We start from the raw sequence: 24,831 nt of genomic DNA, 5'->3' as shown, positions 1-24,831 counted from the left end.
CCGCTTCCCGCTGCCCGCTTCCGGCGGCTTTTCGCTCACCCCGCTCCGCTTCCGTCTTCCGCCTTCGCTGTCCGGTGAAGTGCCGGCCCGGGTTGCGGGCGCGTTACACTAGCCGGCGATGAAACTCCCCTTTTCTCGCGTCTTCATTCTCCTGGCCGCGCTGCTGATAGCGAACGCTACGGCGGCCGCATCGGCGTACAACGCGCGTCCCAAGCTGATTGTGGTGGTGGTGATCGACCAGTTTCGTGGCGATTACCTGGAGCGCTATCACGAGCAGTTCGGCCAGGGCGGCTTCCGCCTGCTGATGGAGCGCGGCGCCTGGTTCACCGACTGCAATTACGACTATCCGGCCACGTTTACCGCGCCCGGCCACGCGACGCTGCTCACCGGAACGTACTCGAGCGGACACGGCATCTTCGCCAACGAGTGGTGGAACCCGGCGAAGAAGAAGATGGTGACCAGCGTGGAAGACGACACGACCACGCTGGTTGGCGCGTCGAAGCCGGGCATTGGCGCTTCGCCGCGGAACCTGCTCGGCTCCACCCTCGGCGACGAATTGAAGCTGGCCACCGGCGGCAAAGCGCGGGTGTTCACCATCTCGCTGAAGGACCGCTCCTCGGTGTTGCCGGCGGGCTTTGCCGCCGACGGCGCGTACTGGATCGATCAGGCGACCGGCGTATTCATCACGTCTTCGTTTTACCGGCAGCAGCTTCCCGAGTGGGTGGCCGCCTTCAACAACGCGAAGCGCGGCGACAAGTACCTGGACCTGGAGTGGAAAGACGCCAAGGGCAATGTGCTGCGCTCCACTCGCGGCAACGGCGATTACTACCACTCGGTCGGCTCCACGCCCTTCGGCAACGACTACGAGCTTGAGTTCGCGCGCGAACTGGTGACGCAGGAGAAGCTGGGCTCCGGACCTGCCACCGACCTGCTGGTGGTGAGCCTTTCGGCGCTCGACATTCTCGGGCACGAAGTTGGGCCCGACTCGCCGCAGGCGGCGGCGATGGCGCTGGCCCTCGACCGGCAACTGGCCGAATTCTTCGCCTTTCTCGGCCGGCAGGTCGGGCTGGCCAACATCTGGATCGCGCTGACCGCCGACCACGGCGTGTCGCCGACGGTGGCGACGACGGAACGATTGCGCATTCCGGCGCCGGTGCTCGGCTTCCAGGCTGCCGACCGGCAGAAGGTGAGCGCGCTGATTGGCGCGCGCCTGGGCAGCACGCGGAACGACTTCGTCCGGCACCTGGAGTGGCCGTTGGTCTACCTGAACGATGAGGCGTTCGCGGGAACGAAGGCGGCGAGCGAGGCTGAAGCGGAGCGTGTGGCGGGCGAAGCGCTGAAGGAGCTGGGCGCGCGGGCGTACTTCACCAAAGTGCAACTGGCGGCCGGCGATGTGCCCAGCACCGACACCGGCCGCCGCTTCGCGCACGGTTACTCCCCGTACGGCGGCTGGTATCTGCTGGCGCAGATGCCGCCGTTCACGCTTCCCTGGCGCAGCGGCACCACGCACGGCTCGCCGTACAGCTACGACACGCACGTCCCGCTGCTGTTCTACGGCCTGCCCTTCCGCAGCGGGATTTATCGCACGCACGCGGAGCCGGCCGACATGGCCCCGACACTGGCGTCGCTGCTGGGAATCAATCAGCCCTCGAACGCCACCGGGCGCGTGCTCACCGAAGGCTTGGTGCCGCAGCCGGTGGCGGCGGGTGACCGCTGATGGCCGGCTTTTCTTCTTCAAGACCGCAAAGCGGCGCGGGCCAGGCCACGAGCCGGAACAGCTCCGCGCGTTCGCCGCAGGGGCCGCCCGACCTGACGGTGCGCTTCTGCGGCATCGAACTGAAGAACCCGGTGATCGCGGCCAGCGGGACGTTCGGCTACGGCGTGGAGTTCGAGGACGTGGTCGCGTTCGACAAGCTGGGCGGCTTCGTGACCAAGGGCCTGTCGCGCGAGCCGATGACCGGCAATCCGCCGCCGCGCCTGTTCGAGACCGCGGCGGGCATGCTGAATTCCATCGGCCTGCAGAACGTGGGCGTGCGCGCCTTCGTGCAGGAGAAGCTGCCGCTGCTGCGCAAGCTGAAGAACGTGGTCGCGATTGCCAACGTGTTCGGCTATACGCGCGAAGATTACGAAGAAGTGATCCGCGTGCTGAATGACGGCGAGGGCGTGGCGGCGTACGAGCTGAACGTTTCGTGTCCCAATACGAAGCGCGGCGGGATCCATTTCGGCTCCGATCCGGTGCTGCTGGAGGAGCTGGTGTCGGCGGCGAAGAGCGCGGCGCGGCGTCCGCTGATCGTGAAGCTCTCGCCCAACGTGACCAGCATTCCGCAGATGGCGCGCGCGGCGGAGAACGCCGGCGCCGACGCCATCTCGCTGGTGAACACGTTCGTCGCGCTGGCGATTGATCCCGAGACGCGCAAGCCGAGGATTTCGAACGTCACGGCCGGGCTTTCCGGTCCGGCGATCAAGCCCATCGCCGTCCGCATGGTGTACGAGGCGGCGCACGCGGTGGAAATTCCCGTGATCGGCATGGGCGGGATCACCACGGCGGAAGACGTCGTGGAATTCATGCTCGCCGGAGCGGCGGCCGTGGAAGTGGGAACGGCGAACTACTGGGACCCCGCTGCGACCGAGCGCATCGTGGAGCAGCTGGAGCGCTGGTGCGTGGCGCATCGGGTGGAGCGGGTGACGGATTTGATGGGCGGGATGGTGACCGAGTAGGTCACGTGCAAGCCGCCGAGGACGCGGCGGACGCACAGCTTCGCCGTAGCGGCATCGAGCACGGCGGCCCTGGAATAGTGCTTTACGAGGCAGGTGGCTGGGTTTCGCCGATGCGGACCTTGATCTCTTCCGGCAGGCGCTCGCGGACGGCCTCGGGAAGTCTTTCGTGGACGCGGCGCGCGCCGATGAGCGCGGCGTCGGCCATGACGGTGGGGGCGGGCGTGGCAATGGCCACCAGCACCCACACGACAGCGGAGACCAGGAAACCGGCCAGGGCCGCCAGCTGCAGCACGAAGGCGTGGCGAGGCAGGTAGTAGCGCAGCGCGCCGTAGGCCACCAGGAACATGACGGCGGAGAGCGACGCCAGCACGATCAGGCCGATATCGATCTGGCGATGCAGGCGGCGGCGCGAGCGGCAGCGCTCGCACTCGGCGAAGTGCTGTTCGTAGTCGCCGCGCATGTCGGGCGCAAGGCCGGAGATGTCATAGCGCCATCCCGCCAGGATGCCGCCGATGACGCCGTCTGTGCAGGGCTTACTCAAGCGTTGCTGCCGCTCCAGAACTCCATGGTCGAATTGCGGAACTGCCGAAGTGCCGAATTGCTCCACTCAGAATTGTACGGGCTGTTCAATCCGGCAGTTCCGCAGTTCGGCAATTCCGCAATCTCTATAAGGTGATCGGCGCCAGGGCCGCGGCTTGCGACGCCAGCACCACGCGGTTGCGGACCAGGTTCTGGCGCGGGCCCAGAGCCTGCTCGGCGGCGCGCCGGGCGATCTCCGGGTGATTGTTCTGCTCTGATAGATGCGCCAGCACCACAAACGTTGCGCTTCCATCATATTCGGCGGAGAAGAAATCGGCGAGCGCCGAGTTGGAGAGGTGGCCCACGCGGCTCATCACCCGCTGCTTCACCGACCACGGGTAGGGGCCGCCGCGCAGCATTTCAATGTCGTGGTTGGATTCGATCATGAGCAGGTCGCAGCGCTGGAGCTGCTGCGCCACGCTGGCCGGGAGATATCCGAGGTCGGTGACGATGGCCACCTTCACTCCCTCGGCGCGGAAGGTGAAGCCCACCGGGTCGGCGGCGTCGTGCGGCAGGGTGAAGCTGAAGACCTGGATGTCGCCCACCGAAAAGCCGCGGCCGGCGTGGAAGAACTCGCGCTTCTCCAGAACGGGCGAGGGGTCCTGCGCGTCTTTCAGCGTGCGCTCCCACTCGCGGCAGGTGGGCTCGGTCATGTAAACCGGCACGCCCAGCTTGCGGGCAAGCACGGCGAGGCCGTCCACGTGGTCGGAGTGCTCGTGCGAGATGACGATGGCGCTGAGCCGGTGCGGATCGAGGCCGACCGAGCGCATGCGCTTGAAGGTCTCACGGCAGGAGATGCCGGCGTCCACCAAAATGGCGGTGCGCGAGCTGGAAACCACCGCGCAGTTGCCGCGGCTGCCCGAAGCCAGCACTGTGACGCTTACCGCCATTGCAGGGAGAATAGCCGCTGAAGACCGAGGAAAACCAGTAACTAGATAGTGAATGTGAATGCGGGCGTTGACGTCCCGCGCGCTGCGGCATTAGCCTCTCGCGAGAATAAACACCGGGGAGGAACAATGCAACGAACCATGGTGGCGATTGCGGTGGCAGCGCTGGCGCTCAGCGCGCTCGCGCAGGAAGCGAAGCAGCCTGAGGGCAAGCCTGGCAAGCCGGCGGCGGCATCGGCCAGCGCAGCGTCAGCCGTGGAAGCCAAAATCCGTCAATCCTGGGAGGATTTCAAGGCTAAGAAGAAGGACGCCTACGGGGCAACGCTCACCGACGATCACACCGCGATCTGGATTGACGGCAAGGCGCGTGACAAGCAGGCAGCACTGCGCGGCGTGGACGAGTTCACGCTCACCAGCTACAAGATTGCCGGCATGAAGGTCACGCCGCTGGGCGCGAGCGCGGCGCAGGCGACCTATAGCAATCAGGTGGCCGGCGCGGCGGGAGGGCAGAACTTCTCCGCCAACCTGGGCGTCACCGAGGTGTGGGTGAAGCGCGGCGGCGAGTGGAAGTGCCTGCGCTATCATGAATCGGAGCTGAAGTAGGCTGCGGCTATCCCGCCTTTCTGGGTGGGTTTTTAATTCGGCGCTTCGGCAATTCCGCAGTTGGCTCACCTGTCTCCAGCCGCGGCCATGACCGCGCGATGTTTGAGGTCGTACTTCTGCCCGGCGGTGAGGAAGTAGAACTTCTTCCCTTCATGCTCCCTGCCGTCGTGGATTGCGACCTTGCTCTTGCCGATGACCTCGAAGCTCTCGCCGTGCACCACGATAGCGGTGCCCTCGTCGATGCCGATGCCGAGCAGCCTGGGAAATTTTTCGACGACCGGGTCGAGGTCGGCTTCGCGGTGGCGCGTGATGATGTGCTGGTCGATGGCCGAGTCGGTCAGCAGCGCGAACCCGGCTTCGTGCCCGGGCGACATCATGATGGTGTTGCCCTCGACGGCGCCGCGCACCAGGTATGAGCCCTGAATCGTTGCGCCGGCCGAGCTGCCGCCCACCACGCCGCCGCGCTTGAGCACGTTCTTGATTTCCTTTTCCGTGCGCGTGTTCAGGTAGGAGTCGGCCAGCCGCCACTGCCGCCCGCCGGGAATCCAGACGGCGCTGGCGTGGCGCAGCGGCTCGGTGAACTGCTTCGAGTCGGCGACCTTGCGGTCCTTGGTGTGGAGGACGGTAACGTTCGTCACGCCGAACTGCTTCGCAAAGCGCTCCTTCGTCTTCTCCAGGTCAATCGTGGGCTCTTCCGACGCGGTCGGGATGACGACGAAGTTAGCGTCCTTGCCGCCGGCCAGTTGCACGAAGCGCTGAATGATCTCCGGGCCGAGCTGGCCGCCGCCGACGATGACCAGAGTCCCCTGCTTTGGGCCGCGGGTGGCGGCGTTGGAGGCGATGGCGAACAAGAAGGCTGCGGCGCACAGGCCAGGACGTAAATGAGAGCGGATTCGCATCGGCGAAATCTAACACGCGAGTGGCTGAAATGTCGCGGGCGTACCCAGAGAACCTGTGGTCGGGTAAGGATGCTTCGACTCCGGCCCGCTGCGCGGGCCTCGGCTCAGCACGACGTCAGAATCAGTACTGGTAGAAGCCGCGGCCGCTCTTTCGGCCGAGCCAGCCGGCGTCCACCATCTTGATCAGCAGCGGGCAGGGGCGGTACTTGGGGTCGCCCAGGCCGGAGTGCAGCACGCGCATGATGTCGAGGCACACGTCCAGCCCGATGAAGTCGGCCAGCGTCAGCGGGCCCATGGGATGCGCCATGCCGAGCTTGAAGACTTCGTCCACCGCTTCCGGCGTGGCCACGCCTTCCATCACCGCGTACATGGCTTCGTTGAGCAGCGGCATGAGCACCCGGTTGGAGACGAAGCCGGGCGAGTCGTTGACCTCGACCGGCGTCTTCTCCAGTTTTTCCGAAAGCGCCTTCACCGTGGCGAAGGTCTCGTCGGCCGTCGCCAGGCCGCGGATGATCTCCACCAGCTTCATCACCGGCACGGGATTGAAGAAGTGCATGCCGATCACGCGCTCGGGCCGGCCGGTGAGCGCGGCAAGCTTGGTGATCGAGATGGAAGACGTGTTCGAGGCCAGGATCACGCCCGGCCTCGCGATCTGATCGAGCGCGCGAAACAGTTCCGACTTGATGTCGAACTTCTCGGTCGCGGCCTCGACAATGAAGTCGCAGGCGGCAAGCGCGGCGCGGTCCGTGGTGGAGCGGATGCGGCCCAGGGCGGCGTCGCGCTCGGCGGAGCTGAGCTTGCTCTTGGCCACCTCGCGCTCCAGGTTCTTGCCGATCGTAGCAACTGCGCGGTCGAGGAATTCCCGCTTCACGTCGCAGAGCAGCACGCTGAAGCCCGAGCGCGCGAAAACGTGCGCGATGCCGTTGCCCATGGCGCCGGCGCCCACCACGCCGGCGGTCTTGATGTCGCTGACTTGCAATGTGCCTCCCGAAGACGCGGCAGTTTAGCAGAGCGAGGGCCCTCGACGCAGAGGACGCGGAGGCGGCAGAGGAACGCTGAATCAGGCAGGGCCGAACGGCAGATCAATCACGTAGCGCCACGTGCCGTCGGGCTGGCGGCGGACGACTTCAAGGCTGGCGCCGGCACTTGTGAATGGCTTGCCGTCGGCGCCGGCGCCGCTGTAGGTCCACTCGCCGCGCAGCAGGGCGATGTCGCCGGCGGGGATGACACATGTTGTGCGCAGTTCCATGCGGCCGTTCTGCTCAAGATGGCCGCGCAGCAGTTCGCCAATTGCATCGCGGCCAGTGACGGCAGGCTGGCCGGGGCGAATGAAGACGGCTTCCTCTTCATAAAGGGAGGTCAGCGACTCGAGGTCGCGGGCATGGAGATACTCGCGCCACAGGGAGTGGCACTCGGCTGGAGTGCGGGCGGGCACGGCGCGCCTATTCGTTGAACGAGAACGTGCCCTTGATGCCGGCGACTTGCACGATGTCGCCGTCGCCGAGCTCGTGCTGGCCGCTGATCTCGGCCTCGTTGACCTTGACCTTGATGTCTTTCTCCGAGGCAGCGATGAAGTACTTGTTGTCGCGCCGGTTGATGACGGCGGCGACCTTGGGCGCGAACCAGCCTTTCAGCTTGATGCTGGCCATGTCGCTCTTGCCGATGACGCTGAGCTTGCCGGCCAGCACGTAGCTGGACTGGTCGGTCTTGCCCGACATGATGGTCAGCGTGCCGATGCGCTCCTTGCCGGTGGTGGCGATGGTGACGCCTCTTTCGGCGGCGGCCGCGACTTCGGCGGCCGCGCCAGGCGCGCTCTTCGCCGCCGCGGCGGCGGCCATCATCTCCTTCGCCTTCTTGGTGTCGAGCATCATGGTCGCTTCCATCTTGGGGACCGGCGGCGTGACGGCCTGCGTGGTGTGCGCCGGCTTTTCCTCTTCCATGCTGCCGCGGAAGACGAGGGTGTGCTTGCCGACCAGGATCTGGTCGCCGTCGTTGAGCGTCGCCTTCATCACGCGGCGATTGTTCACGTACGTGCCGTTGGTGCTGTTGTTGTCTTCGAGCACGTAGTGATCGGTCTCCCACTGGATCCTGGCGTGGTGCCCGCTGACGGCGGGATTATCAATGTGCACCAGGTTGTCGGGCAGGCGCCCAATCGTCACCAGCCCCTGGGAGAGCGGGATTTCCTTCAGGACGGCGGCTTCGAACTTCAGAAAGAGTTTTGCCATTGCGGTCCTCCGGCGTGCCGGAACCCTCTGAATAGTTGCTTGTACCACGGCAGGCGCTCAAGACGCACCAGCATGCAGGTAACGTTGTCGTCACCTCCGGCGTCCTTGGCGGCCTGAATGAGCTGTTCCACGGCGGCGTTGAGCGACGGCGCCAGCTTGATGATCTCCAGGATCTTGTCGTCGCTCACCAGCTTGGTAAGCCCGTCGGTGGCGAGCAGCAGCAGGTCGCCCTGCTGGGCGATCTGGTCGTCGAGATCGGGCTCGTGTTCTTCCGATCCGAGCGCCCGCAAAATGATGTTCTGCGCCTCGCTCTTCTCCGCCTCTTCGCGGGTGAGCAGCCCGCGGCGCACCTGCTCCATGACCAGCGAGTGGTCCTGGGTGAGCTGCTGCATCTCGCCGTGGCGGACCAGGTAGATGCGGCTGTCGCCCACATGCGCGACCGAAAAAAAGCCGTCTTCAACGAACACGCTCACGATGGTCGAGCCCATGCCGCGCTTGGCGGCGTGCTCCTGCGCGGCCGCCCGGATGGCTTCGTTGGCCAGATGGATGGCGCTGGCCAGTTTCTTGGCCCGGTCGCTCACGCCTTCCACTTCCTTGCCGATGATCGGGAACGTTCCGTTTTTTGCCGACTGCTTGAAGTAGGTGAGCACGGTTTCGACGGCCATCTTGCTGGCCACTTCGCCGGCCGCCTGCCCGCCCATGCCGTCGCACACGACGAAGATGCCGTAGCGCGTGTCGTAGCCGAAGTTGTCCTCGTTGTTGGTGCGATGGCAGCCAACATCGGTCTTGCCTGCGACTTCGACGGAGAAACTCATATTGAATATCGGGCCTTCGGGTTATCGGGCCATTGGGCCCAGCTTACCCGATATCTCTCAATCGCCGGTTGCGCCACGTGACGACGTTCTGCGACTCGCGGCGAAGATCTTGGTCAGCTCGCACGCTTCGTTGAGCAAGGGGACTAGCCGCTTGGCAGGCAACAGTCCGGATTCCATCAAGAGTTCGATCCAAAACACCGTCTCGTCTGCTTCCTCCAGTAGTGCTTCCGGAATGCTCTCCAGCCTACCCTCCGGTCCAATGACCCGATGGCCCGATGACCCGATATTCAATCATGCGCCCGCGGCGCGTGCCATCAGGTTCCTGATGTCCCTCGCCATGTCCGCGCCTCTGGCGTAGCGCTCGTCCGGCTTCTTCTTCAGCGCCTTGTCGATCACTTCGCCGCAGCCGGCGGGCAGGTCGGCGCGAATCTTCATGATCGGCTGGTGCGGCTCGTTGGCAATGCGGAACATCAGCGTGGCCACGCTCTCGCCGGTGAAGGGCTTCTCGCCGGTGAGCAACTCGTAGAGCGTTACGCCGAGCGAGAACAGGTCGGCGCGGCCATCCACTTTCGCGCCGGCCAACTGCTCGGGCGCCATGTAGGACGGCGTGCCCATCACGGTGCCGGTCGCGGTCTTCGATTGCGACGTGATGCGCGCGATGCCGAAGTCGGTGACCTTGATGGTGCCGTCCTTAAGCCGCATGATGTTCGCCGGTTTGATGTCGCGATGCACCACCCCCTGGCCGTGGGCGTAGTCGAGCGCGTCGGCCACGCGCGCGATGGCGTCCAGCGTTTCGTTCGTCGGCAGCAGCTTTTCTTTCGCCGTGAAGTCTTTCAGGTCGGTGCCGCTGAGCAGCTCCATGGCGATGTAGCTGATGTCGCCATCGTCGCCGGCGTCGTAGATGGTCACGATGTTGGGGTGCACGAGCCGCCCGGCCGATTCGGCTTCGCGGAAGAAGCGCTCCTTCATCGCCTTCATGTCGGCGGCGTCGAATTCGTCTTCGAAGCGCAGCGTCTTGATGGCGACCTCGCGGTTGATCTTCGGGTCTTTGCCCAGGTAGACCACGCCCATGGCGCCCTTGCCGAGTTCGCGCAGCACTTCGTAGCGGCCGAGCGTGGGCTTGGCCAGCTCGCCCACGCCGCCCTGCACCAGCACCGTGGACTCGCCGCCGCCCTTCTTCAGGCCGGCCGTGCCGAAGACCATGGTTTCGCCGGCGGCGCGCAGCTTTTCCATGCGCGGGGCGATGTCTTTGTACTTCTTGTCCTTGGTGGCGATGTGCTCGAAGACGGAAACGGCCTTGTTGAACTGGCGCTTGCGTTCGAAGTCGAGCGCCAGGTTGTACAGCGTCTCCTTCATCGAGTCGTCGACCGGGCACTTGCGGAATTTCTCGAAGGCCATGTCGAGCATGCCCTGGCCCTGGAAGCTGAGGCCGAGCATCTTGTTGGTTTCGACCGACTCGCCCTCCAGCACTTCCTTGCGCTTTTCGGTCACCAGGTAGCGCTTGGAGACGACAATGGTGTATCCGGCGACCAGCATGAGCGCGGGATAGAAGATCTTGATCCAGTAGCCGTGCGCGGTGAACAGCCACACGCCTCCGGCGAGCGTCGCGACGAGCAGCACGGCCGCGATGATGGCGCTCTTACCGGCGCTCAGGTGCGGGATGGCGAGCGAAACGAAGAGCGCGAACAGCAGCATGAGGCCGAGTTCAGCCTTGCGCGCCCAGTCCGGCCGGATGAGGAACGAATTCCCGAGCACGTTCTGAATCACGTTGGCGTGCAGCTCCACGCCGGGGAACAGATCGCCCACCGGAGTCACGTAGGCGTCGCCGCCGCCAGTGGCCATCATGCCGATGAGCACGATCTTGTCCTTGAAGGCCTCCATGTTGGTGACCTTCTTGCCACGCAGGTCGGAAAACGACACGGTGGGGAACGTCTTGAAGGGCGGGCCAATGTAGTTCACCAGCATCTGGCCCTTCTCGTCCACCGGGATGTGCGCGCGGCCGAGAACGAGTTCGCGCCCGGGCGTGAAGCGGTAGTCGTTCGATTCCAGGTTGTAGTAGGCGCGCAGGACTTGCAGTCCGAACGACGGGAACAGGTTGCCGTTGTACTCCATCACCAGGGGCACGGCGCGCTGCACGCCATCAGGCGACGGGGTGAGATTGGCCTGGCCGATGGCCTTGGCGCTCTTGGCGAAGGCTTCGTAGGGCGCGACGAAGTCCACCGCCGAGGTCACCGGGCCTTCGGCCTTGGCGTTGGCGATGAAGTTCTTCTGCACTTCTTCCGGAATGGCCTTGCTGTTCTTGCCGATCGCCTGCCCTTCCTTGAAGTACATGGGCAGGACGGCGTTCTGCGAGAGCGCGAGCGAATCGGAGAGGCGCGCGTCGTTGTCCAGGCGCTTTTCGGCTTCGTCGAGCGCGGCGACAAAAGTTGCGGTGGCAGCGGTGCCCTTCGGGTCGGTGACCTTGAGCTTGGGATCGGCAGCCCTGGCGGCGAAGGTCTGCTTCAGCGCGCGCACCTCGGCCAGGCCGGGATTGAGTTCGGGATCGGAGAAGAAGACGTCGAGCCCGATGACCTTGGCGCCCGCCTCCGAGAGCTGGTCAATGGCCTCGGCCATGTAGGCGCGCGGCCACGGCCAGCGTCCGATGGCCTGAATGCTGGGATCGTCGATGGCGACCAGGATCACGTTGTCGTTGGCGGCCGAATGCGCGCGCAGTTTGGCGCGCAGGTCGTAGAGTTTCAGCTCGATCGGATCGGCCCATTGCATGGCCGAAGCCAGCAGCACGACGGCGCTGACCACCACTCCGATAGCCACGTCGGCCCAGGCAATCTTCGGCTTCGCCATTACGCTCTCCGTGGAACGCCGGGAAGCGATGTGCAGGCTTCCTCGGTGTCCCGTAAAGTCATACGCCGCACATAGTTGCGAGGCGACGCACGTTTCCCAAGGCAGGGCGGGAAGCTGGCGGATTCTACTGAGAGAAATTGCTGATTGGCAAGGGAAAAGGGGACGTGGACGGGCGGATGTGAAAGGCTGATTTGCCACGAAGGCACGAAGACGCGAAGCCTATGCGCCAACGTTCAGTCCCGACGGTCTTTGCGTCTTCATGACTTCGTGGCAAACCCGCCGTGCACTCCGGAGCGGAGCTATAATTTCGGCGTTCGGGAGGAGGAGTTTTATGCGCTTTAGGAACCTCGCCCTGCTGACCGCCTGCATGCTGGTGCTCGCCGGCGCGGTTGTGGCGGCCGGCAAACCGGCGACGGCATCGGCCGCTCCGCAGGTGGCCGCGCCCAGCACGCCGCCCGAGTATGACTCGCGGCAGGAGCGCGATCTCCAGATCACCCAGCCCGCGGCCAACTTCCGCATGCCCGCCGCCGCCGACCTGGACCGGCTGCGCCGGACCAATCCCGAGGCCTACCGTCAGTTCATGAAGCGGCGGTGGAAGCTCATGTTCAGCAACGACAACACCTGCTACACCATGCACACCTTCTACTATGACCGCGTGAACGGCGGCGATGCCATGCAGCGCGTCGGGGAGACGACCTGCACGCCGTCGAACCGGTTCCAGCTGCATGAAGCCGGACCGCAGTGAGAGAACCATTCGCCTGAAAGACGCCGAGACCGCGGAGGGGAACCTGCTTAAGAGCCTCTGCGGTCTCTGCGTCTCTGCGGTAAAGCTTGTCTACTCGTACCTCGACGTTTCTACCGGATCGAGATTCGCGGCCCGCCGCGCCGGCGCGTAGCCGGCCGGCAGCGCTCGCTTCCGCGACTCGGCGGTGATGAACTACTTCTTGCTTGCCACCTGGAGCCGGACCTGGGCGCGCTCCAGGGACTCCTGCGAGCGTTGCACGTCCAGTTCGTCGGTGGGCTTGGCGAGGCGTTGTTCGGCGCGCTGCTTGGATTTTTCCGCGCGGGCGACGTCGATCTCCGCAGCCCGCTCGGCGGTCTCGGCCAGGATGGTCACCTTGTCAGGCAGGACTTCGGCGAAGCCCCAGGCCACGGCAATGTGCTGCGCGTCGCCGCCGGCCGCGGGCCGGTAGGTGATTTCGCCCACGGCGAGTTCGGTGATGAGCGGCGCGTGTCCCGGCAGGATGCCCAGGTATCCGTTCTTGCCCGGAACCTGGATCTCGGACGCCGTGTCGGCCAGCACCTGGCGCTCGGGGGTGACGATCTCGAGTTGGAGAGCTTCGGCCATTAGCAATCAGCAGTCAGCATTCAGCCCGCGAACGGTTTGGTGTTCTCAGTCAGCGATTAGCGCTCAGGGGCTGAATGCTGAGCGCTGAATGCTGATTGCTGCTTCTACGCTGCCGCCTTCATCTTCTGCGCCTCTTCCAGCACTTCGGCGATGGCGCCCTTCATGTAGAAGGCCTGCTCGGGCACGTCGTCGTGCATGCCCTCGATGATCTGCTTGAAGCCCTCGATGGTGTCGGCCACCTTCACGTAGCGGCCGGCCTTGCCGGTGAACTGCTCGGCCACGTGGAAGGGCTGCGAGAGGAACTTCTGGATCTTGCGGGCGCGCGCGACGGTGAGCTTGTCGTCGTCGCTGAGCTCGTCAATGCCCAGAATGGCGATGATGTCCTGCAAGTCTTTGTAGCGCTGGAGCACGCGCTTCACGCCCTGCGCAACATCGTAGTGCTCCTGACCGACCACGTGCGGATCGAGAATGCGCGAGGTCGAAGCCAGCGGATCAACCGCCGGGTAGATGCCCAGCTCGACGATCTGGCGCGAAAGGACGGTGGTCGCGTCCAGGTGCGCGAAGGTGGTGGCCGGAGCGGGATCGGTGAGGTCGTCGGCGGGAACGTAAATCGCCTGCACCGACGTGACCGAGCCCTTCTTGGTCGAGGTGATGCGCTCCTGCAGTTCGCCCATCTCCGTGGCTAGGTTCGGCTGGTAGCCGACCGCCGAGGGCATGCGGCCCAGCAGCGTGGAAACCTCAGAGCCGGCCTGCGTGAAGCGGAAGATGTTGTCGATGAACAGCAGCGTGTCTTTGCCTTCTTCGTCGCGGAAGTACTCGGCCACGGTCAGGCCGGTGAGCGCCACGCGCAGGCGCGCTCCGGGCGGCTCGGTCATCTGGCCGTAAACCAGCGCCGCCTTGGAGTGCTCGTAGTCGCCGGGCTTGATCACGCCCGACTCGGACATCTCCAGCCACAGATCGTTGCCTTCGCGGGTGCGCTCGCCCACGCCGGCGAACACGGAGTATCCGCCGTGCTGCTTGGCGATGTTGTTGATCAGCTCCTGGATGATGACGGTCTTGCCCACGCCGGCGCCGCCGAACAGGCCGATCTTGCCGCCCTTCAAAAATGGCTGGATCAGGTCAACGACCTTGATGCCGGTCTCGAACATCTCCGCGCTGGTGGACTGCTCGTCGAACGCGGGCGCGGGACGGTGAATGGGCGCGGTCTTCTTGGCGCCGATCGGGCCGAGCTGATCCACCGGCTCGCCGATCACGTTGATCACGCGGCCCAGCGTCTCCTTGCCCACCGGCACTCGGATGGGCCCGCCCATATCAATCGCCTTCATGCCGCGCACCATGCCGTCGGTGGGTTGCATGGCGACGCAGCGCACCCGCGCCTCGCCCAGGTGCTGCTCGACCTCGAGGACCACATTGATGGGCTGGGGGACGTTGAAGCCGTCGCTCACTACGCGAATGGCCTGGTAAATGGGCGGAAGCGCCCCCTCGGCGAACTGCACATCCACCGCGGGGCCGGCGACTTGGATGACTTTACCTACGTTTTCTGCCATAAGTCCTCAACAAGAAAGATCCCGAGCAAAGCGAGGGACCCATACCGAACCTGTGCCGTCCCTCCGCAAACACTTACTTCCTATCGCGATCCCTCGCTGCGCTCGGGACGTAAATCAAAGAGCCGCAGCACCCGACACGATCTCGATAATCTCCTTGGTAATGCTCGCCTGGCGCGCGCGGTTCATGGTGAGCGTGAGCGCGTCAATCATGTCGCTGGCGTTGTTGGTGGCCGAATCCATGGCGGTCATGCGCGCGGCGTGCTCGGCCGCGACCGACTCGATCATGGCGCGGTACATCTGCACGGAAATGTACTTGGGCAGCAGCGCGCGGAACATCTCCGCCGCCGGCTGCTCGTAGATGTAGTCCACCGGCGCAGCGCCGAAGGCGGCGGCGCGCTCGTCCATGGCAGCGGTATCGGCCTTGCGCGGGCTCACGCCGCTGGTGGCGGCCACCTGCGCCGCGCGATGCCGCTCTTCTTCGCCCATCTCTTCCGCATAACGGATGTCGGCCGCGCCGATCTGCTCGATGGGAAGAATCTCGTCCACCACCAGCCGCTGCGAGACCACCGACTTGAACTCGTTGTAAAGCACGTACACCGAGTCCACCTGGCCGGAGGTGTAGCGCTCGATGACGTTTTCGGCGAGGGCATTCGCGTCGGCGAAGGTCAGCTTGCCGAGCATGCCTGCGTGTTCGCCGGTGACACGAATGCGTGCGGCACGTTCCGGGCCCGCCTGTCCGGCGGGATATCGCCGGCGGAAGAAGTCGCGCGCTTTGCGGCCGACGGCTTCGATATCAATGGCCTGCTCGGGCTTGGAGGCGATGAAGCGCGTGGCCGCTTTCAGGATGTTGGTGTTGAATGCGCCCGCCAGGCCGCGGTCGCCGGTCACGACGACCAGCAGGATGGCCTTCTCCGGTCGGCGCGCCAGCAGCGGATGCCGCGGCTCGCCGGTCTCCGGGTCGTACACCTCGGCGCGCGAGACCAGCGACTTGAGCACGTTGGTCAGCATCTGCGCGTACGGGCGCGCGCTCAGCGCCCGCTCCTGCGCCTTGCGCAGCCGCGCGGCGGAGATCATTTTCATCGCCTTGGTGATCTGCCGCGTGTTCTTCACGCTGCGGATGCGGCGACGGATATCGAGGACATTGGCCATTGAAAATTCGCTGCTCGCTGCTGGCTGCTCGCTGCTCGCAAGTCGTTGCCGGCCTCGGCCTTTGGCCGGCGGCCAGCAGCTGGGAGCCAGCAGCGGTCTATTTCTTCTTCCCTTTTCCCGCCGCGGCGGCCTTGGCCGCGGGCCGGGCGCCCCCGGCCAGCATTCCGTTCATGATCACCAGTTGCCGCGCAATCTCGATCACCGCGATGGCCATGTGATGACCAACGCGGTCGTCAACCCGCGCCAGCCGCCGGGTGTCTTCCTGTAACTGGTCCAGTTCTTCGAGGGTCATGTTCGCTCCCCAGTCTTCTGTCCCGCCCCTCCGGGGCTCGCTCATTGTCTCGGCCCGGCCCCGGGCTTACGCCCCGGGCCAACTCGAATTCCGCCCTGACGGGCTCAAACGTTTCTGCTGTTCCGATGCCGCGGTTTCGTGAAACGTGAAACCTCGACTTCGAAACCTGCCCTTACGACGCTTTCGCCGCGAGCTTCTCGCCGGCGAAGCGTTCCTTGAATTCCCGGACCGCTTTGGTCATCTCGGCCTTGAGCGCGTCGTCGAGCTGTCCCTGTTTCTCGATCGAGGCCGGCAGGCCGGGATTGATCGTGTCGATGTACTGATACAGGCCGCGCTCGAAATCGCGGATCTGCTCCACCGGCAGATCGTCCAGGAGTCCGCTGGTGCCGGCAAAGATGATCAGGATCTGCTTGCCGAAGCCGAGTGGCTGGTACTGGTCCTGCTTGAGGACTTCGGTGAGGCGCTGGCCGCGATTGAGCTGCGCCTGCGTGGCCTTGTCCAGGTCGGAGCCGAACTGCGCGAACGCAGCGAGCTCGCGGAACTGCGCGAGGTCCAGTCGCAGCGAGCCGGCGACCTGGCGCATGGCCTTGATCTGCGCGTTGCCGCCTACGCGGCTCACCGAGAGGCCCACGTTCACCGCCGGGCGAATGCCGGAGTTGAACAGGTCAGTTTCCAGATAAATCTGGCCGTCGGTGATGGAAATGACGTTGGTCGGGATGTACGCGGAAACGTCGCCCGCCTGCGTCTCAATGATGGGCAGCGCGGTGAGCGAGCCTTTGCCGTTCTTGTCGCTCAGCTTGGCGGCGCGCTCCAGCAGGCGCGAGTGCAGATAAAAAACGTCGCCCGGGTACGCTTCGCGTCCCGGCGGGCGGCGCAGCAGCAGCGAAATCTCACGATAGGCGGCGGCGTGCTTGGAGAGATCGTCGTAGAAGCACACGGCGTGGCGGCCGCTGTCGCGGAAGTATTCGCCAATCGCGCACGCCGCATACGGCGCCAGGTACTGCATGGGCGCGGGTTCCGACGCGGTGGCCGAAACCACGATGGTGTAGTCCATGCAGCCGTAGTCGCTAAGGACTTTGACCACCTGCGCCACCGACGAGCGCTTCTGCCCGATGGCGCAGTAGATGCAGATCAGGTCCTTGCCCTTGCTGTTGATAATGGTATCGATGGCGACGGCGGTCTTTCCCGTCTGGCGGTCGCCGATGATCAGCTCACGCTGTCCGCGCCCGATGGGGATCATCGAGTCGATGGCCTTCAGGCCGGTGGCCATGGGCTCGCGCACGGGCTGGCGGTCAATGACGCCCGGCGCCAGCCGCTCGACGGGATTGAACCGGTCGGTGGCGATGGAGCCCTTGTCGTCAATGGGCTGGCCGAGCGCGTTCACCACGCGCCCGATCATGGCTTCGCCCACCGGCACGCTCATGATGCGTCCGGTGCGCTTCACCTCGTCGCCTTCCTTGATCTCGGTGTAGTCGCCCAGCAGCACCGAGCCCACCTGGTCTTCTTCCAGGTTCATGGCGATGCCGGCCACCGAGTGCGGAAACGAGAGCAGCTCGCCGGCCATGACCTTGTCGAGGCCGTACACGCGCGCGATACCGTCGCCCAGCGAGATGACCGTGCCCACTTCGTCCACCGCGATCTTGGATTCGTAGTGCTCGATCTGATCGCGGATCAGTTTTGTGATTTCGTCTGCCTTGATGCCAGCCATAGCGTTGTTAGCTCAACCTTCGTGGTGCTCGGGTACTTAGCACTTAGCATTTAGCACTCAGCCTTTGGCCCTGAAGCATTCCGGCACTGGACTGCTAAATGCTGATTGCCAAGTGCTAAATGCCGCGTTATCCCGCTGTCAGCCTCTCCTTAATCTTCTGCAACTGCCCTCTTACCGAGCCGTCGTAAATCGTGCTGCCCACGCGGACGACGGCGCCGCCCAGCAGGTCGGCGTTCACGCGATAGGTGGCGCGCACGCGCGTGCCGGTTTCGCCGGCGATGTTCAGCTCCAGCACCATGCGCTCGTCTTCGCCCAGCTCGCGCGCGGTGACCACTTCGGCCTCGGTGATGCCGGAGCGGCGGTCGAGTTCGGCGCGCAGCTCACGCTCGATGTCGGGCAGCAGTGAAATGCGGCGATGACCGATGATCACGGCGACGAAGTTGCGCACCGGCTTCGATAGCGTAATCCGCGAGGCAATGGCATCGAGCAGCGCAACCTTCTGCTGCGCCGGAATCGCCGGGTTCTGCCAGATGCGGCGCAGTTCCACGCTCTGGTCGAGCAGCTCGGCCACGGCGGCGATCTCGCGCTGCACCGAATCGCCATCGAGGCGCATGCCGCCGACCACGTCGGCGAATGCGCGCGCGTAGCGCTGGCTGACGGCCGCCACTATTGCCCGTCCTTTCCGAAGCGCTCGGCGAAGTTGTGCACCAGGGCGCGGTCGGTGTGCGCGTCCACGTTGATGCTGCGCGCGGCCAGGTCAACCGCCAGCTGGGCGGCGTAAGACTTCAGCTCCTGGCGGGCGGCGCGGGTGGCGCCGGCAATCTCCTGCCGCGCCGCGGCCACGATGCGCTTCTTGTCTTCCTCGGCGGCGGCGGCGCTCTGCTCTTCCTGCTTCTTCGCCTCGGCCTCGGCGGCGGAGCGCATGGAGCTGATCTCGGAGTCGATCTTCGCCAGGCGCTCTTCGATGCCGGCCAGGCGGGAGCGCGCCTCGGCGCTGGCGGCGCGTGCTTCCTCAATCTGCTGGCGGATGGCCGCAGTGCGCGCGCGCATGGCAGCCGGCAACTTCGACTTCAGAAAGAAGACGGCCAGGCCCGCCAGGATGGCGAAGTTGAGCACGACGAAAATCCAGTACGTGGTCTTCGGGCCCAGGCCGGTCTTGCGCGCGAACCAGCGCACGGAAGCCGACTGCTTGAACTGATCGCCCTCTTCCCCGGCGGCTTCCTTCGACGCCTCCGCCAGCTCGTTGCCGAGGGATTGCCTGTGTTCGCCGGCCTCGGCGGGCCTGCCTTCTTCGTGCTTCTGCGGTCCCGGTTTCTGCCCTTCCGCTTGCTGCGGCGCGGGCTCGGCTTTGTGTTCGGCCGGCGCGGGCTGCTGCGCAAACGAGGCGCGCGCGCCCACGAGAGCGAATAGGACAACAACCGAAATTCCCGCCCTCCGCCAAAGGCAGCCGGAGGCGTGGGGCGTCGGCTGTGCCGTTGAGCGCAGCTTCATGCCGCGCCTCCTGCGGATGCCGCTGAACCGAGCACCACGCGAATGATCTCCTCGGCCAGGCGCTTGCTCTCCGGGCCCAGCTTGGCGCGAGCGGCTTCGGCGTCGCTCTCGATTTCCGTGCGCGCTTGCCGGACCATCTGGTCGGCGTGCGCGCGCGCAGCGGCCAGCGCGGCGGCACGGGCCTCCATGGCCTGCTGACGGCGCTGTTCCAGGGCATGGAAAATGGCGGCGCGCGCCTCGCGCAGGCGCTGTTCGTACTCGGCGGTGCGCGCTTCGGCGGCGGCGATGTCGGCCTTGGCCTGCGCCATGGCGCCCTCAGTGCGAGCCTTGCGTTCGTCCAGGGTCCGCTCGAGCGCCCGTCCCAGGATCACCCGGTAGAGAACAAACAGAGTGCCCAAAAGCAGAATGGTGGGAATGGACGCGAGCAGTAATCCGCCCAGTTGTCGAAGCGTTTGTTCCATTGGTTGCCGGGTGCGAAGGCCTGCTTTGCTGGAGTGAAATGGGCTGTAAAACTACTCAAGTTAACAGCCTGTTAGCGGGAGTGTCAACGCGCGGAAGTGACGGGGCAGGTGAACACGTCGGCGGAGAACGCTGAACGCGGCAGAATTCCGCGCGTTGCGAATACAACCAGCGCGATCAAGAGACGCCGCATGGCCCGCTTCCCTCTTCCCGGCCGATTGTATCGCTCGCGGACCCCGAAAACAGGGCGTTGTGCAACGTTTCGGGAAGCGCAGCAGCCCGGAAATAAAGCCGCCCATTGCCTTGACACCCCGCCTGAGAGGTGTAGCATATTGATCATCACCTCCGATCCGATTCAGGGTCGAATGGGCTTACGGTCAAGGACACGTCACCGCTTCTTGGCCGCAGGCCCATTTTTCAGCGAAGTCCCCGGGTCGTGGTCCTCCCACAGCCGTCGTCCGGCTTAGAATTCCCGGATGGCCGGCACATCTCTGCACGACAAGATCCTCCAGCTCTCCAGCGCCTTCTGGACGTCGCGCACGCTGCAGGCGGTCGCCGAGCTCGGCGTGGCCGATGCCCTCGGCGATGAGCCGCAAACGGCGCAAGAGCTGGCCCGCAAGCTCAACCTGAATACCGACGCGCTGAACCGCGCCCTGCGGCTGCTGGCGTCGTTCGGCATTTTCGAGCAGCGCGACGGCAAGTGGGCGCATACACCCGAGTCTCGCCTGCTGCGCGAAAGCGACCCGCGTTCGGCGCGCGCCTTCCTTCGCCTGTTGGGATTGCCCTTCATCTGGGCGAGCTGGGGACACCTCGAGCACTCGCTGCGCACCGGCGAGCCGGCGGTCAATACGTTGGGCGCGAACGGCCCATTTGACTATCTCAGCAAGCACCCGGATGAGGGCGCCATCTTCCACGCCGGGATGGCGGCCAAGGCGAACCGTGAGATTCCGGCGGTGCTGGAGGCCTACGACTTCTCCGTCCACCAACGGATCGCCGATGTGGGCGGCGGGCGCGGACACCTGCTGCGCGCCATCCTCGACAAAACGCCGGGCAGCACCGGAATCCTGTTTGACCGGCCGCACGTGGTTGCTGACGCGCCGCCGCATCCGCGCATGAAGCCGGTCGGCGGCGACTTCTTCACCGGCCCGCTGCCTGAGGCCGACGCTTATCTGCTCATGGACGTGCTGCACGACTGGCCTGACGCCGACGTAGTCCGAATCCTGAAGAGTGTTCGTAAGGCGGCGCCGAACAACACGACCGTGCTGGTGATTGAGACGGTGCTGCCGCAAACGCCCGGCCCGCACCTGGCCAAGGCGCTCGACGTGAACATGCTGGTGATGACCGGCGGCCGCGAGCGCACGCCCGACGAGCACGGAAAGCTCATGGCTGCGGCCGGATTCCGCCTGGAAAAAGTGATCCCGACGGCGGCGCCATACTCACTGGTGAAGGCGGTCACCGCCTGGCGCAGTGGATAGTGGAGAGTTGAATCGTGGAGTGAAGGCAGAACCAGCAGAAACCGGCCGTCCTTCCGCGGTCCGTATCACGATTCAAGCTTGAACGCTCGGATTCAGCACTGCGAAGCCTTCTGCCGAGGCCGCATCTAACAGTTCGCTGTCGGCCGACGTGAAGACCGGTGCTGCGCCCCCTGAGCGCGCCATCAGCGAGCAACCGGCGAGTTGCAGCGCATCGAGCGCCCGCAGCGCGTACCGGTCAATGAGGCTCGCTGCCTCTGGCAGCAAGGCGTCACCGGTTGGTTGCTGGATAAAAAAATTTTGCGAGTGCCGAAGGAACCTGTCCAGGATGAGGTCCGATGCATTGCGATCGATATCACCGGCACGCTCTCGCCGGCGCAAAGCTGATCGCATCTCTACCGCTGAGAGGGTCAGCACCGCGAACTGATGGTCGGCTGACGCCGTTAGTTCCAGAAGGGCCTCGGTCCCCGATTCTCGGACGTAAAGCTTCACCAAGGCGCTGGTTTCAAGGTAGTAGAGTGACATTGGCTAGCGCCGGTCGCGCAGAATGGTTTCAGACAGCGCCTCGCCCCGAATCGCCACCGGCGCAAAGCCGGGCCCGGCGGGCTGCTGCGTCTCGACAGCGCCTTTGTCTTTTCCCCACTTGCGCTCCGCCTGCCTTAAAAACCACTCAACCTTCGCAAGCGATGGAATTCTGGCCTGGCCGCGGGCGGGCTGGAGTGAGCCATCGGGCCGATACCAGATGAACCGGTAGCCGTCCTGCACTTCACCGTCGGCATAGACGTATCGGACCTTTTGGAAGGCCAGGCGCCAGCCTTCGCGCTCCTGAGGTCCTCGGATCTCGTCTTGAATGATCACCCTGGTTTGCATATCAGTATGATCATACTGATGAGTATCATCAGAAGTCAACCCTGAAATTGAACGCGCCAAGCCTCCAGCCGCCGCAACAGCGACTCCGGCGCCTGCACGTCGAGTTCGACCACGCCGTCGCGGTACTCGCGCTTCAGGATGCGCGCCCTGGCCTCGACGAGCGACAGGGCCTTGCCCTCGGCTTGCGGCACGCGCAGCCGGGCGCGGCTCACCGGGTCGGCGGTGAGCAACTCGTCCACTCGCTCCAGCAGCGTACCCATCCCGCTTCCCTTCAGCGCCGAGACTTCGACGGCGCCGGCCGGCTGCGTGGCGCGCAGCCTTTCCAGGTCGGCGGCCGAAAGCAGATCAACCTTGTTCAGCACAAGCAGGCGCGGCTTGCCCTCCGCTTCCAGTTCGCGGAGCACCTTTTCTACCTGCTGCTCCTGCTCGGCGCGGCTGGGGCTGGCCACGTCGGAGACGTGGATGACCAGCTCGGCGCGCTGCACTTCTTCGAGCGTGGCGCGGAACGCCGAGACCAGGGCGTGCGGCAGGTTGCGGATGAAGCCCACCGTGTCTGACAGCAGCACCTTGCGGCGCGAGGGCAGCGTCACCGGGCGAATGGTGGGATCGAGCGTCGCGAACATGCGCGACGACGCTGTCACCCCCGCCTGGGTGAGCGCGTTGAACAGCGTTGACTTGCCCGCGTTGGTGTAGCCCACCAGCGCGACCGTGGCAACCGGCGCCGACTCACGCCGCTGGCGCTGCTGCGCGCGCGTGCGGCGCACCTGCTCCACCTGCTCGGTGATGTGGCGCACGCGCCGCGCGATCTTGCGGCGGTCGGTCTCGAGCTGCGTTTCACCCGGGCCGCGGGTGCCGATGCCGCCGCCCAGCTGCGACATTTCTTTGCCGCGTCCGGCGAGGCGCGGCAGCAGGTACTCCAGCTGCGCCAGCTCCACCTGGAGCTGGCCTTCGCGCGTGCGGGCGTGGCGCGCAAAGATGTCGAGGATGAGCTGGGTGCGGTCGATGACTCGTACCCCGGCCTCGGCTTCGATGTTGCGCTGCTGCGAAGGCGAGAGATCGTGGTCGAACAGGATGACGTCGGCTTCGGCCGAAGCCGCCGCGCCCTTCAGCTCTTCCAGCTTGCCGCGTCCGATGAGCGTGGCCGGGTCGGGGCGGTCCCGCTTCTGCAGAAACTCGCCGACCACCTCCGCGCCGGCGCTGGTGGCCAGCTCGCGCAGTTCGGCGAGCGACTCCTCGGCGGTAAAGGCGCGTGAGTTGCGGTCGGCGTCGCCGTTGCGGGCTTGCGCTTCGGCCTGGTCGCGCTGCCTGGCCACGTCGCGTGCCTGTGCGCGATGCGCGGTGTCGGAGGCAGGCGCCGCCACGCGCGAGGCGGACCGGTACTCGATGCCCACCAGAAAAGCGCGCTCGCGCCGACGCCCGGTTCTGTGGCCGGGCGCAGGCGTGGGAGGAAAGCTGGTGCTGGGGCCGCGCGGCTCACCGCGCATCCACTAGCCCTCCGTTCCGGAAGGCGCTACGGCCGGGGCCGCCGCCGTGTGCGACGCCGCGGGCCGCGGCTCGGCGGCATGCGCGCTGCGGCTCATGACCACGGTGGAGATTGCGTGCTTGAAGATCAACTGCTCCTGGTTGTTGGTCTCCAGCACCACCGAGTATTTGTCGAACGAACGAATCCGTCCGCTCAGCTTCACGCCGCTGAGGAGATAGATGGTGATGTTGACCTTGTCCTTGCGAGCGGTGTTCAAAAAAGAATCCTGGATATTCTGCGCCGGCTTGTCCATCTTGCCGATCTCCTTCTCAGGTTCACACCACGATCAGACTGCCATCGCGCCGAATGAGAGTTCCGGCGCACAGACTCGCCCAGCCACCACGGGCGGGTTCCCTACGATACGGCGGCGATGCGGGGAATTCAAGGGCGCGGGACGGCGTGTTGACTTTGCCCTTTCCGGCATGGGAGCATGCGCAGTTCGTGAGTTGCACACTTCTGGTGCACATCGCCCCGGCCGTCGCCGGAGTTAATCTCAAAGCCTGGTGTAAGGAGAGGAAAAATGCTGAACCTGATGGCGTTCTCCATGCCGACCCACACCAACACCGAGAACCTGCAGATCATCCTGCGGTGGGCGCACTTTTTGGCCGGCATCACCTGGATCGGACTGCTCTACTTCTTCAACCTCATCAACGTGCCCTTCATGAAGAGCGTGACCGAAGCGCCTATGCGGCAGCACATCTTCAAGAACCTCACGCTGCCGGCCCTGTTCTGGTTCCGATGGGGCGCGGTGGTGACGGTGTTCGCCGGCTTCTGGTACTGGGCGCAGACGATTGTCGCGGTGGACGCGCATAACGGCGGCGGGAACGCGGGCGCGGCCATCGGCCTTTTCCTGCTGCTGTGGACGGTGACCTTCGCCATTGAGTACGCCATCGTGCTCAAGGCGCCGGACATCGCCGCCATCAATAAAGGACCGGTGTTTGCCGTGATCGCGGCCATCCTGCTGGGCGCGGCGGCCTACCTCTTCGTCAACATGAACATGCACGGCTGGGAGTCGAGCCGCATGATCAGCATCGGCATCGGCGGCGGCTTCGGCTGGGTGATGATGTTCAACGTGTGGGGCATCATCTGGCGGAATAACAAGAAGATCATCAACGGCGCGCTGGCCGGCACCCCCGCGCCCGACGCCGCCAAGCTGGCGCGGCAGGCGTTCCTGGCCTCGCGCACCAACGCATGGCTCTCCATTCCCATGCTGTTCTTCATGGCGGCGGCGAGCCATTACGTGATCTTCGGATAGCAGCATTCAGCACTCAGCAATTGGCATTCAGCCTCTGAGCTGATTGCCGAATGGCCGAATTGCCGAACTGCCGAATTGAAACCCGTTGTTCGTATAACGGGTTCCAATTCGGCAGTGCCGCAGTTCGGCGGTTCGGCAATCGGTCCAGGGG

General features: G+C 65.1%; 26 protein-coding genes. 6 read left to right on the top strand and 20 right to left on the bottom strand.

Translation table 11 applies throughout. From position 1 onward, the window contains the following. Positions 1-118 precede the first annotated feature (118 nt). The gene (locus VFA60_03565; protein ID HZQ90850.1) at positions 119-1,717 is read left to right on the top strand and encodes an alkaline phosphatase family protein; all 1,599 of its coding nucleotides are present in this window, start codon (positions 119-121) and stop codon (positions 1,715-1,717) included. Further along, entirely contained in the window at positions 1,717-2,718 is a 1,002-nt protein-coding gene (locus VFA60_03560; protein HZQ90849.1) for a dihydroorotate dehydrogenase, read from the top strand. Before VFA60_03565 ends, VFA60_03560 begins: the two co-directional genes overlap by 1 nt. 82 nt (positions 2,719-2,800) lie before the next feature. On the opposite strand, the gene VFA60_03555 is transcribed toward VFA60_03560, so the two are convergent. Both VFA60_03555 and VFA60_03550 read right to left on the bottom strand, forming a co-directional pair. After that, the gene (locus VFA60_03555; GenBank protein HZQ90848.1) at positions 2,801-3,259 is read right to left on the bottom strand and encodes a hypothetical protein; all 459 of its coding nucleotides are present in this window, start codon (positions 3,257-3,259) and stop codon (positions 2,801-2,803) included. Positions 3,260-3,383: 124 nt separating this feature from the next. Further along, on the bottom strand, positions 3,384-4,187 hold the full coding sequence (locus tag VFA60_03550; protein HZQ90847.1) for an MBL fold metallo-hydrolase: 804 nt from the start codon (positions 4,185-4,187) through the stop codon (positions 3,384-3,386). 126 nt (positions 4,188-4,313) lie between these two features. On the opposite strand from VFA60_03550, the gene VFA60_03545 reads away from it, so the two are divergent. Beyond that, positions 4,314-4,787, top strand: a complete 474-nt coding sequence (locus VFA60_03545) for a nuclear transport factor 2 family protein (protein ID HZQ90846.1) — start codon at positions 4,314-4,316, stop codon at positions 4,785-4,787. 65 nt (positions 4,788-4,852) lie between these two features. Here the strand turns inward: VFA60_03545 and VFA60_03540 are convergent, their stop codons facing one another. The 6 genes from VFA60_03540 to VFA60_03515 all read right to left on the bottom strand — a co-directional run bounded on the left by VFA60_03540 (position 4,853) and on the right by VFA60_03515 (position 11,567). Then, positions 4,853-5,638, bottom strand: a complete 786-nt coding sequence (locus tag VFA60_03540) for a cyanophycinase (GenBank protein HZQ90845.1) — start codon at positions 5,636-5,638, stop codon at positions 4,853-4,855. A 169-nt stretch (positions 5,639-5,807) separates the two neighbouring features. Next, positions 5,808-6,665: a 3-hydroxybutyryl-CoA dehydrogenase gene (locus tag VFA60_03535; GenBank protein ID HZQ90844.1), complete on the bottom strand. Its 858-nt coding sequence runs from the start codon at positions 6,663-6,665 to the stop codon at positions 5,808-5,810. 81 nt (positions 6,666-6,746) lie between these two features. Further along, a complete protein-coding gene (locus VFA60_03530) occupies positions 6,747-7,121 on the bottom strand; it encodes a DUF4440 domain-containing protein (GenBank protein HZQ90843.1) in 375 nt (124 codons plus the stop codon). Positions 7,122-7,128: 7 nt separating this feature from the next. Continuing rightward, a complete protein-coding gene (locus VFA60_03525) occupies positions 7,129-7,911 on the bottom strand; it encodes an FHA domain-containing protein (protein ID HZQ90842.1) in 783 nt (260 codons plus the stop codon). Further along, on the bottom strand, positions 7,893-8,726 hold the full coding sequence (locus VFA60_03520) for a Stp1/IreP family PP2C-type Ser/Thr phosphatase (GenBank protein HZQ90841.1): 834 nt from the start codon (positions 8,724-8,726) through the stop codon (positions 7,893-7,895). Before VFA60_03520 ends, VFA60_03525 begins: the two co-directional genes overlap by 19 nt. 291 nt (positions 8,727-9,017) lie before the next feature. After that, complete coding sequence (locus VFA60_03515) at positions 9,018-11,567, bottom strand: serine/threonine-protein kinase (protein HZQ90840.1); 2,550 nt, start codon at positions 11,565-11,567, stop codon at positions 9,018-9,020. A gap of 331 nt (positions 11,568-11,898) precedes the next feature. Here VFA60_03515 and VFA60_03510 point away from each other — a divergent pair, with 331 nt between their 5' ends. Continuing rightward, positions 11,899-12,312, top strand: a complete 414-nt coding sequence (locus VFA60_03510) for a hypothetical protein (protein ID HZQ90839.1) — start codon at positions 11,899-11,901, stop codon at positions 12,310-12,312. A gap of 192 nt (positions 12,313-12,504) precedes the next feature. Here the strand turns inward: VFA60_03510 and VFA60_03505 are convergent, their stop codons facing one another. The 8 genes from VFA60_03505 to VFA60_03470 form a co-directional block, all read right to left on the bottom strand. Then, the gene (locus tag VFA60_03505) at positions 12,505-12,915 is read right to left on the bottom strand and encodes a F0F1 ATP synthase subunit epsilon (GenBank protein HZQ90838.1); all 411 of its coding nucleotides are present in this window, start codon (positions 12,913-12,915) and stop codon (positions 12,505-12,507) included. A gap of 104 nt (positions 12,916-13,019) precedes the next feature. Next, positions 13,020-14,462 (bottom strand): F0F1 ATP synthase subunit beta, encoded by a 1,443-nt coding sequence (gene atpD, locus VFA60_03500; protein HZQ90837.1) that lies wholly within the window; start codon positions 14,460-14,462, stop codon positions 13,020-13,022. Positions 14,463-14,576: 114 nt separating this feature from the next. Beyond that, entirely contained in the window at positions 14,577-15,611 is a 1,035-nt protein-coding gene (gene atpG / locus VFA60_03495; protein ID HZQ90836.1) for an ATP synthase F1 subunit gamma, read from the bottom strand. Positions 15,612-15,708: 97 nt separating this feature from the next. After that, a complete protein-coding gene (locus VFA60_03490; GenBank protein HZQ90835.1) occupies positions 15,709-15,903 on the bottom strand; it encodes a hypothetical protein in 195 nt (64 codons plus the stop codon). 172 nt (positions 15,904-16,075) lie between these two features. Then, positions 16,076-17,611, bottom strand: coding sequence for a F0F1 ATP synthase subunit alpha (atpA, locus tag VFA60_03485; GenBank protein ID HZQ90834.1), 1,536 nt, complete (start codon positions 17,609-17,611; stop codon positions 16,076-16,078). A 127-nt stretch (positions 17,612-17,738) separates the two neighbouring features. Further along, complete coding sequence (gene atpH, locus VFA60_03480; GenBank protein HZQ90833.1) at positions 17,739-18,278, bottom strand: ATP synthase F1 subunit delta; 540 nt, start codon at positions 18,276-18,278, stop codon at positions 17,739-17,741. Next, a complete protein-coding gene (locus VFA60_03475; protein ID HZQ90832.1) occupies positions 18,278-19,102 on the bottom strand; it encodes an ATP synthase F0 subunit B in 825 nt (274 codons plus the stop codon). Before VFA60_03475 ends, atpH begins: the two co-directional genes overlap by 1 nt. Further along, complete coding sequence (locus VFA60_03470; protein HZQ90831.1) at positions 19,099-19,563, bottom strand: hypothetical protein; 465 nt, start codon at positions 19,561-19,563, stop codon at positions 19,099-19,101. Before VFA60_03470 ends, VFA60_03475 begins: the two co-directional genes overlap by 4 nt. A gap of 474 nt (positions 19,564-20,037) precedes the next feature. Between VFA60_03470 and VFA60_03465 the strand changes: the two genes are divergently transcribed. Beyond that, on the top strand, positions 20,038-21,036 hold the full coding sequence (locus VFA60_03465) for a methyltransferase (GenBank protein ID HZQ90830.1): 999 nt from the start codon (positions 20,038-20,040) through the stop codon (positions 21,034-21,036). 72 nt (positions 21,037-21,108) lie between these two features. Here VFA60_03465 and VFA60_03460 read toward each other — a convergent pair whose 3' ends face one another. Genes VFA60_03460 through hfq form a run of 4 tightly spaced genes read right to left on the bottom strand, consistent with a single transcriptional unit; the run spans position 21,109 to position 23,678 of the window. Continuing rightward, positions 21,109-21,558 carry a type II toxin-antitoxin system VapC family toxin gene (locus tag VFA60_03460; GenBank protein HZQ90829.1) on the bottom strand — a complete coding sequence of 150 codons (450 nt, stop codon included), beginning with the start codon at positions 21,556-21,558 and terminating at the stop codon, positions 21,109-21,111. Between the two features lie 3 nt (positions 21,559-21,561). Next, the gene (locus VFA60_03455; protein ID HZQ90828.1) at positions 21,562-21,903 is read right to left on the bottom strand and encodes a hypothetical protein; all 342 of its coding nucleotides are present in this window, start codon (positions 21,901-21,903) and stop codon (positions 21,562-21,564) included. Between the two features lie 35 nt (positions 21,904-21,938). Beyond that, on the bottom strand, positions 21,939-23,387 hold the full coding sequence (gene hflX, locus VFA60_03450; protein ID HZQ90827.1) for a GTPase HflX: 1,449 nt from the start codon (positions 23,385-23,387) through the stop codon (positions 21,939-21,941). A 3-nt stretch (positions 23,388-23,390) separates the two neighbouring features. Continuing rightward, positions 23,391-23,678, bottom strand: coding sequence for an RNA chaperone Hfq (hfq, locus tag VFA60_03445; GenBank protein HZQ90826.1), 288 nt, complete (start codon positions 23,676-23,678; stop codon positions 23,391-23,393). Between the two features lie 267 nt (positions 23,679-23,945). On the opposite strand from hfq, the gene VFA60_03440 reads away from it, so the two are divergent. Further along, positions 23,946-24,680, top strand: a complete 735-nt coding sequence (locus tag VFA60_03440) for a urate hydroxylase PuuD (protein ID HZQ90825.1) — start codon at positions 23,946-23,948, stop codon at positions 24,678-24,680. Positions 24,681-24,831 lie beyond the last annotated feature (151 nt).

The sequence above is a fragment of the Terriglobales bacterium genome, assembly GCA_035651995.1.
Taxonomy (GTDB): domain Bacteria; phylum Acidobacteriota; class Terriglobia; order Terriglobales; family Acidobacteriaceae; genus DASRER01.
This window is presented reverse-complemented; position numbering and strand designations above follow the sequence as displayed.

Bases quoted from the DNA above. Each gene is read 5' to 3' on its own strand.
- atpG (HZQ90836.1), bottom strand. From the start codon at position 15,611: ATGGCCAATGTCCTCGATATCCGTCGCCGCATCCGCAGCGTGAAGAAC.
- VFA60_03455 (HZQ90828.1), bottom strand. From the start codon at position 21,903: ATGCAAACCAGGGTGATCATTCAAGACGAGATCCGAGGACCTCAGGAG.
- VFA60_03505 (HZQ90838.1), bottom strand. From the start codon at position 12,915: ATGGCCGAAGCTCTCCAACTCGAGATCGTCACCCCCGAGCGCCAGGTG.
- VFA60_03560 (HZQ90849.1), top strand. From the start codon at position 1,717: ATGGCCGGCTTTTCTTCTTCAAGACCGCAAAGCGGCGCGGGCCAGGCC.
- VFA60_03510 (HZQ90839.1), top strand. From the start codon at position 11,899: ATGCGCTTTAGGAACCTCGCCCTGCTGACCGCCTGCATGCTGGTGCTC.
- VFA60_03525 (HZQ90842.1), bottom strand. From the start codon at position 7,911: ATGGCAAAACTCTTTCTGAAGTTCGAAGCCGCCGTCCTGAAGGAAATC.
- VFA60_03515 (HZQ90840.1), bottom strand. From the start codon at position 11,567: ATGGCGAAGCCGAAGATTGCCTGGGCCGACGTGGCTATCGGAGTGGTG.
- VFA60_03550 (HZQ90847.1), bottom strand. From the start codon at position 4,187: ATGGCGGTAAGCGTCACAGTGCTGGCTTCGGGCAGCCGCGGCAACTGC.
- VFA60_03465 (HZQ90830.1), top strand. From the start codon at position 20,038: ATGGCCGGCACATCTCTGCACGACAAGATCCTCCAGCTCTCCAGCGCC.
- VFA60_03565 (HZQ90850.1), top strand. From the start codon at position 119: ATGAAACTCCCCTTTTCTCGCGTCTTCATTCTCCTGGCCGCGCTGCTG.
- atpD (HZQ90837.1), bottom strand. From the start codon at position 14,462: ATGGCAGAAAACGTAGGTAAAGTCATCCAAGTCGCCGGCCCCGCGGTG.
- VFA60_03440 (HZQ90825.1), top strand. From the start codon at position 23,946: ATGCTGAACCTGATGGCGTTCTCCATGCCGACCCACACCAACACCGAG.
- VFA60_03470 (HZQ90831.1), bottom strand. From the start codon at position 19,563: ATGGAACAAACGCTTCGACAACTGGGCGGATTACTGCTCGCGTCCATT.
- VFA60_03490 (HZQ90835.1), bottom strand. From the start codon at position 15,903: ATGACCCTCGAAGAACTGGACCAGTTACAGGAAGACACCCGGCGGCTG.
- VFA60_03460 (HZQ90829.1), bottom strand. From the start codon at position 21,558: ATGTCACTCTACTACCTTGAAACCAGCGCCTTGGTGAAGCTTTACGTC.
- VFA60_03520 (HZQ90841.1), bottom strand. From the start codon at position 8,726: ATGAGTTTCTCCGTCGAAGTCGCAGGCAAGACCGATGTTGGCTGCCAT.
- VFA60_03475 (HZQ90832.1), bottom strand. From the start codon at position 19,102: ATGAAGCTGCGCTCAACGGCACAGCCGACGCCCCACGCCTCCGGCTGC.
- VFA60_03545 (HZQ90846.1), top strand. From the start codon at position 4,314: ATGCAACGAACCATGGTGGCGATTGCGGTGGCAGCGCTGGCGCTCAGC.
- hfq (HZQ90826.1), bottom strand. From the start codon at position 23,678: ATGGACAAGCCGGCGCAGAATATCCAGGATTCTTTTTTGAACACCGCT.
- hflX (HZQ90827.1), bottom strand. From the start codon at position 23,387: ATGCGCGGTGAGCCGCGCGGCCCCAGCACCAGCTTTCCTCCCACGCCT.
- atpA (HZQ90834.1), bottom strand. From the start codon at position 17,611: ATGGCTGGCATCAAGGCAGACGAAATCACAAAACTGATCCGCGATCAG.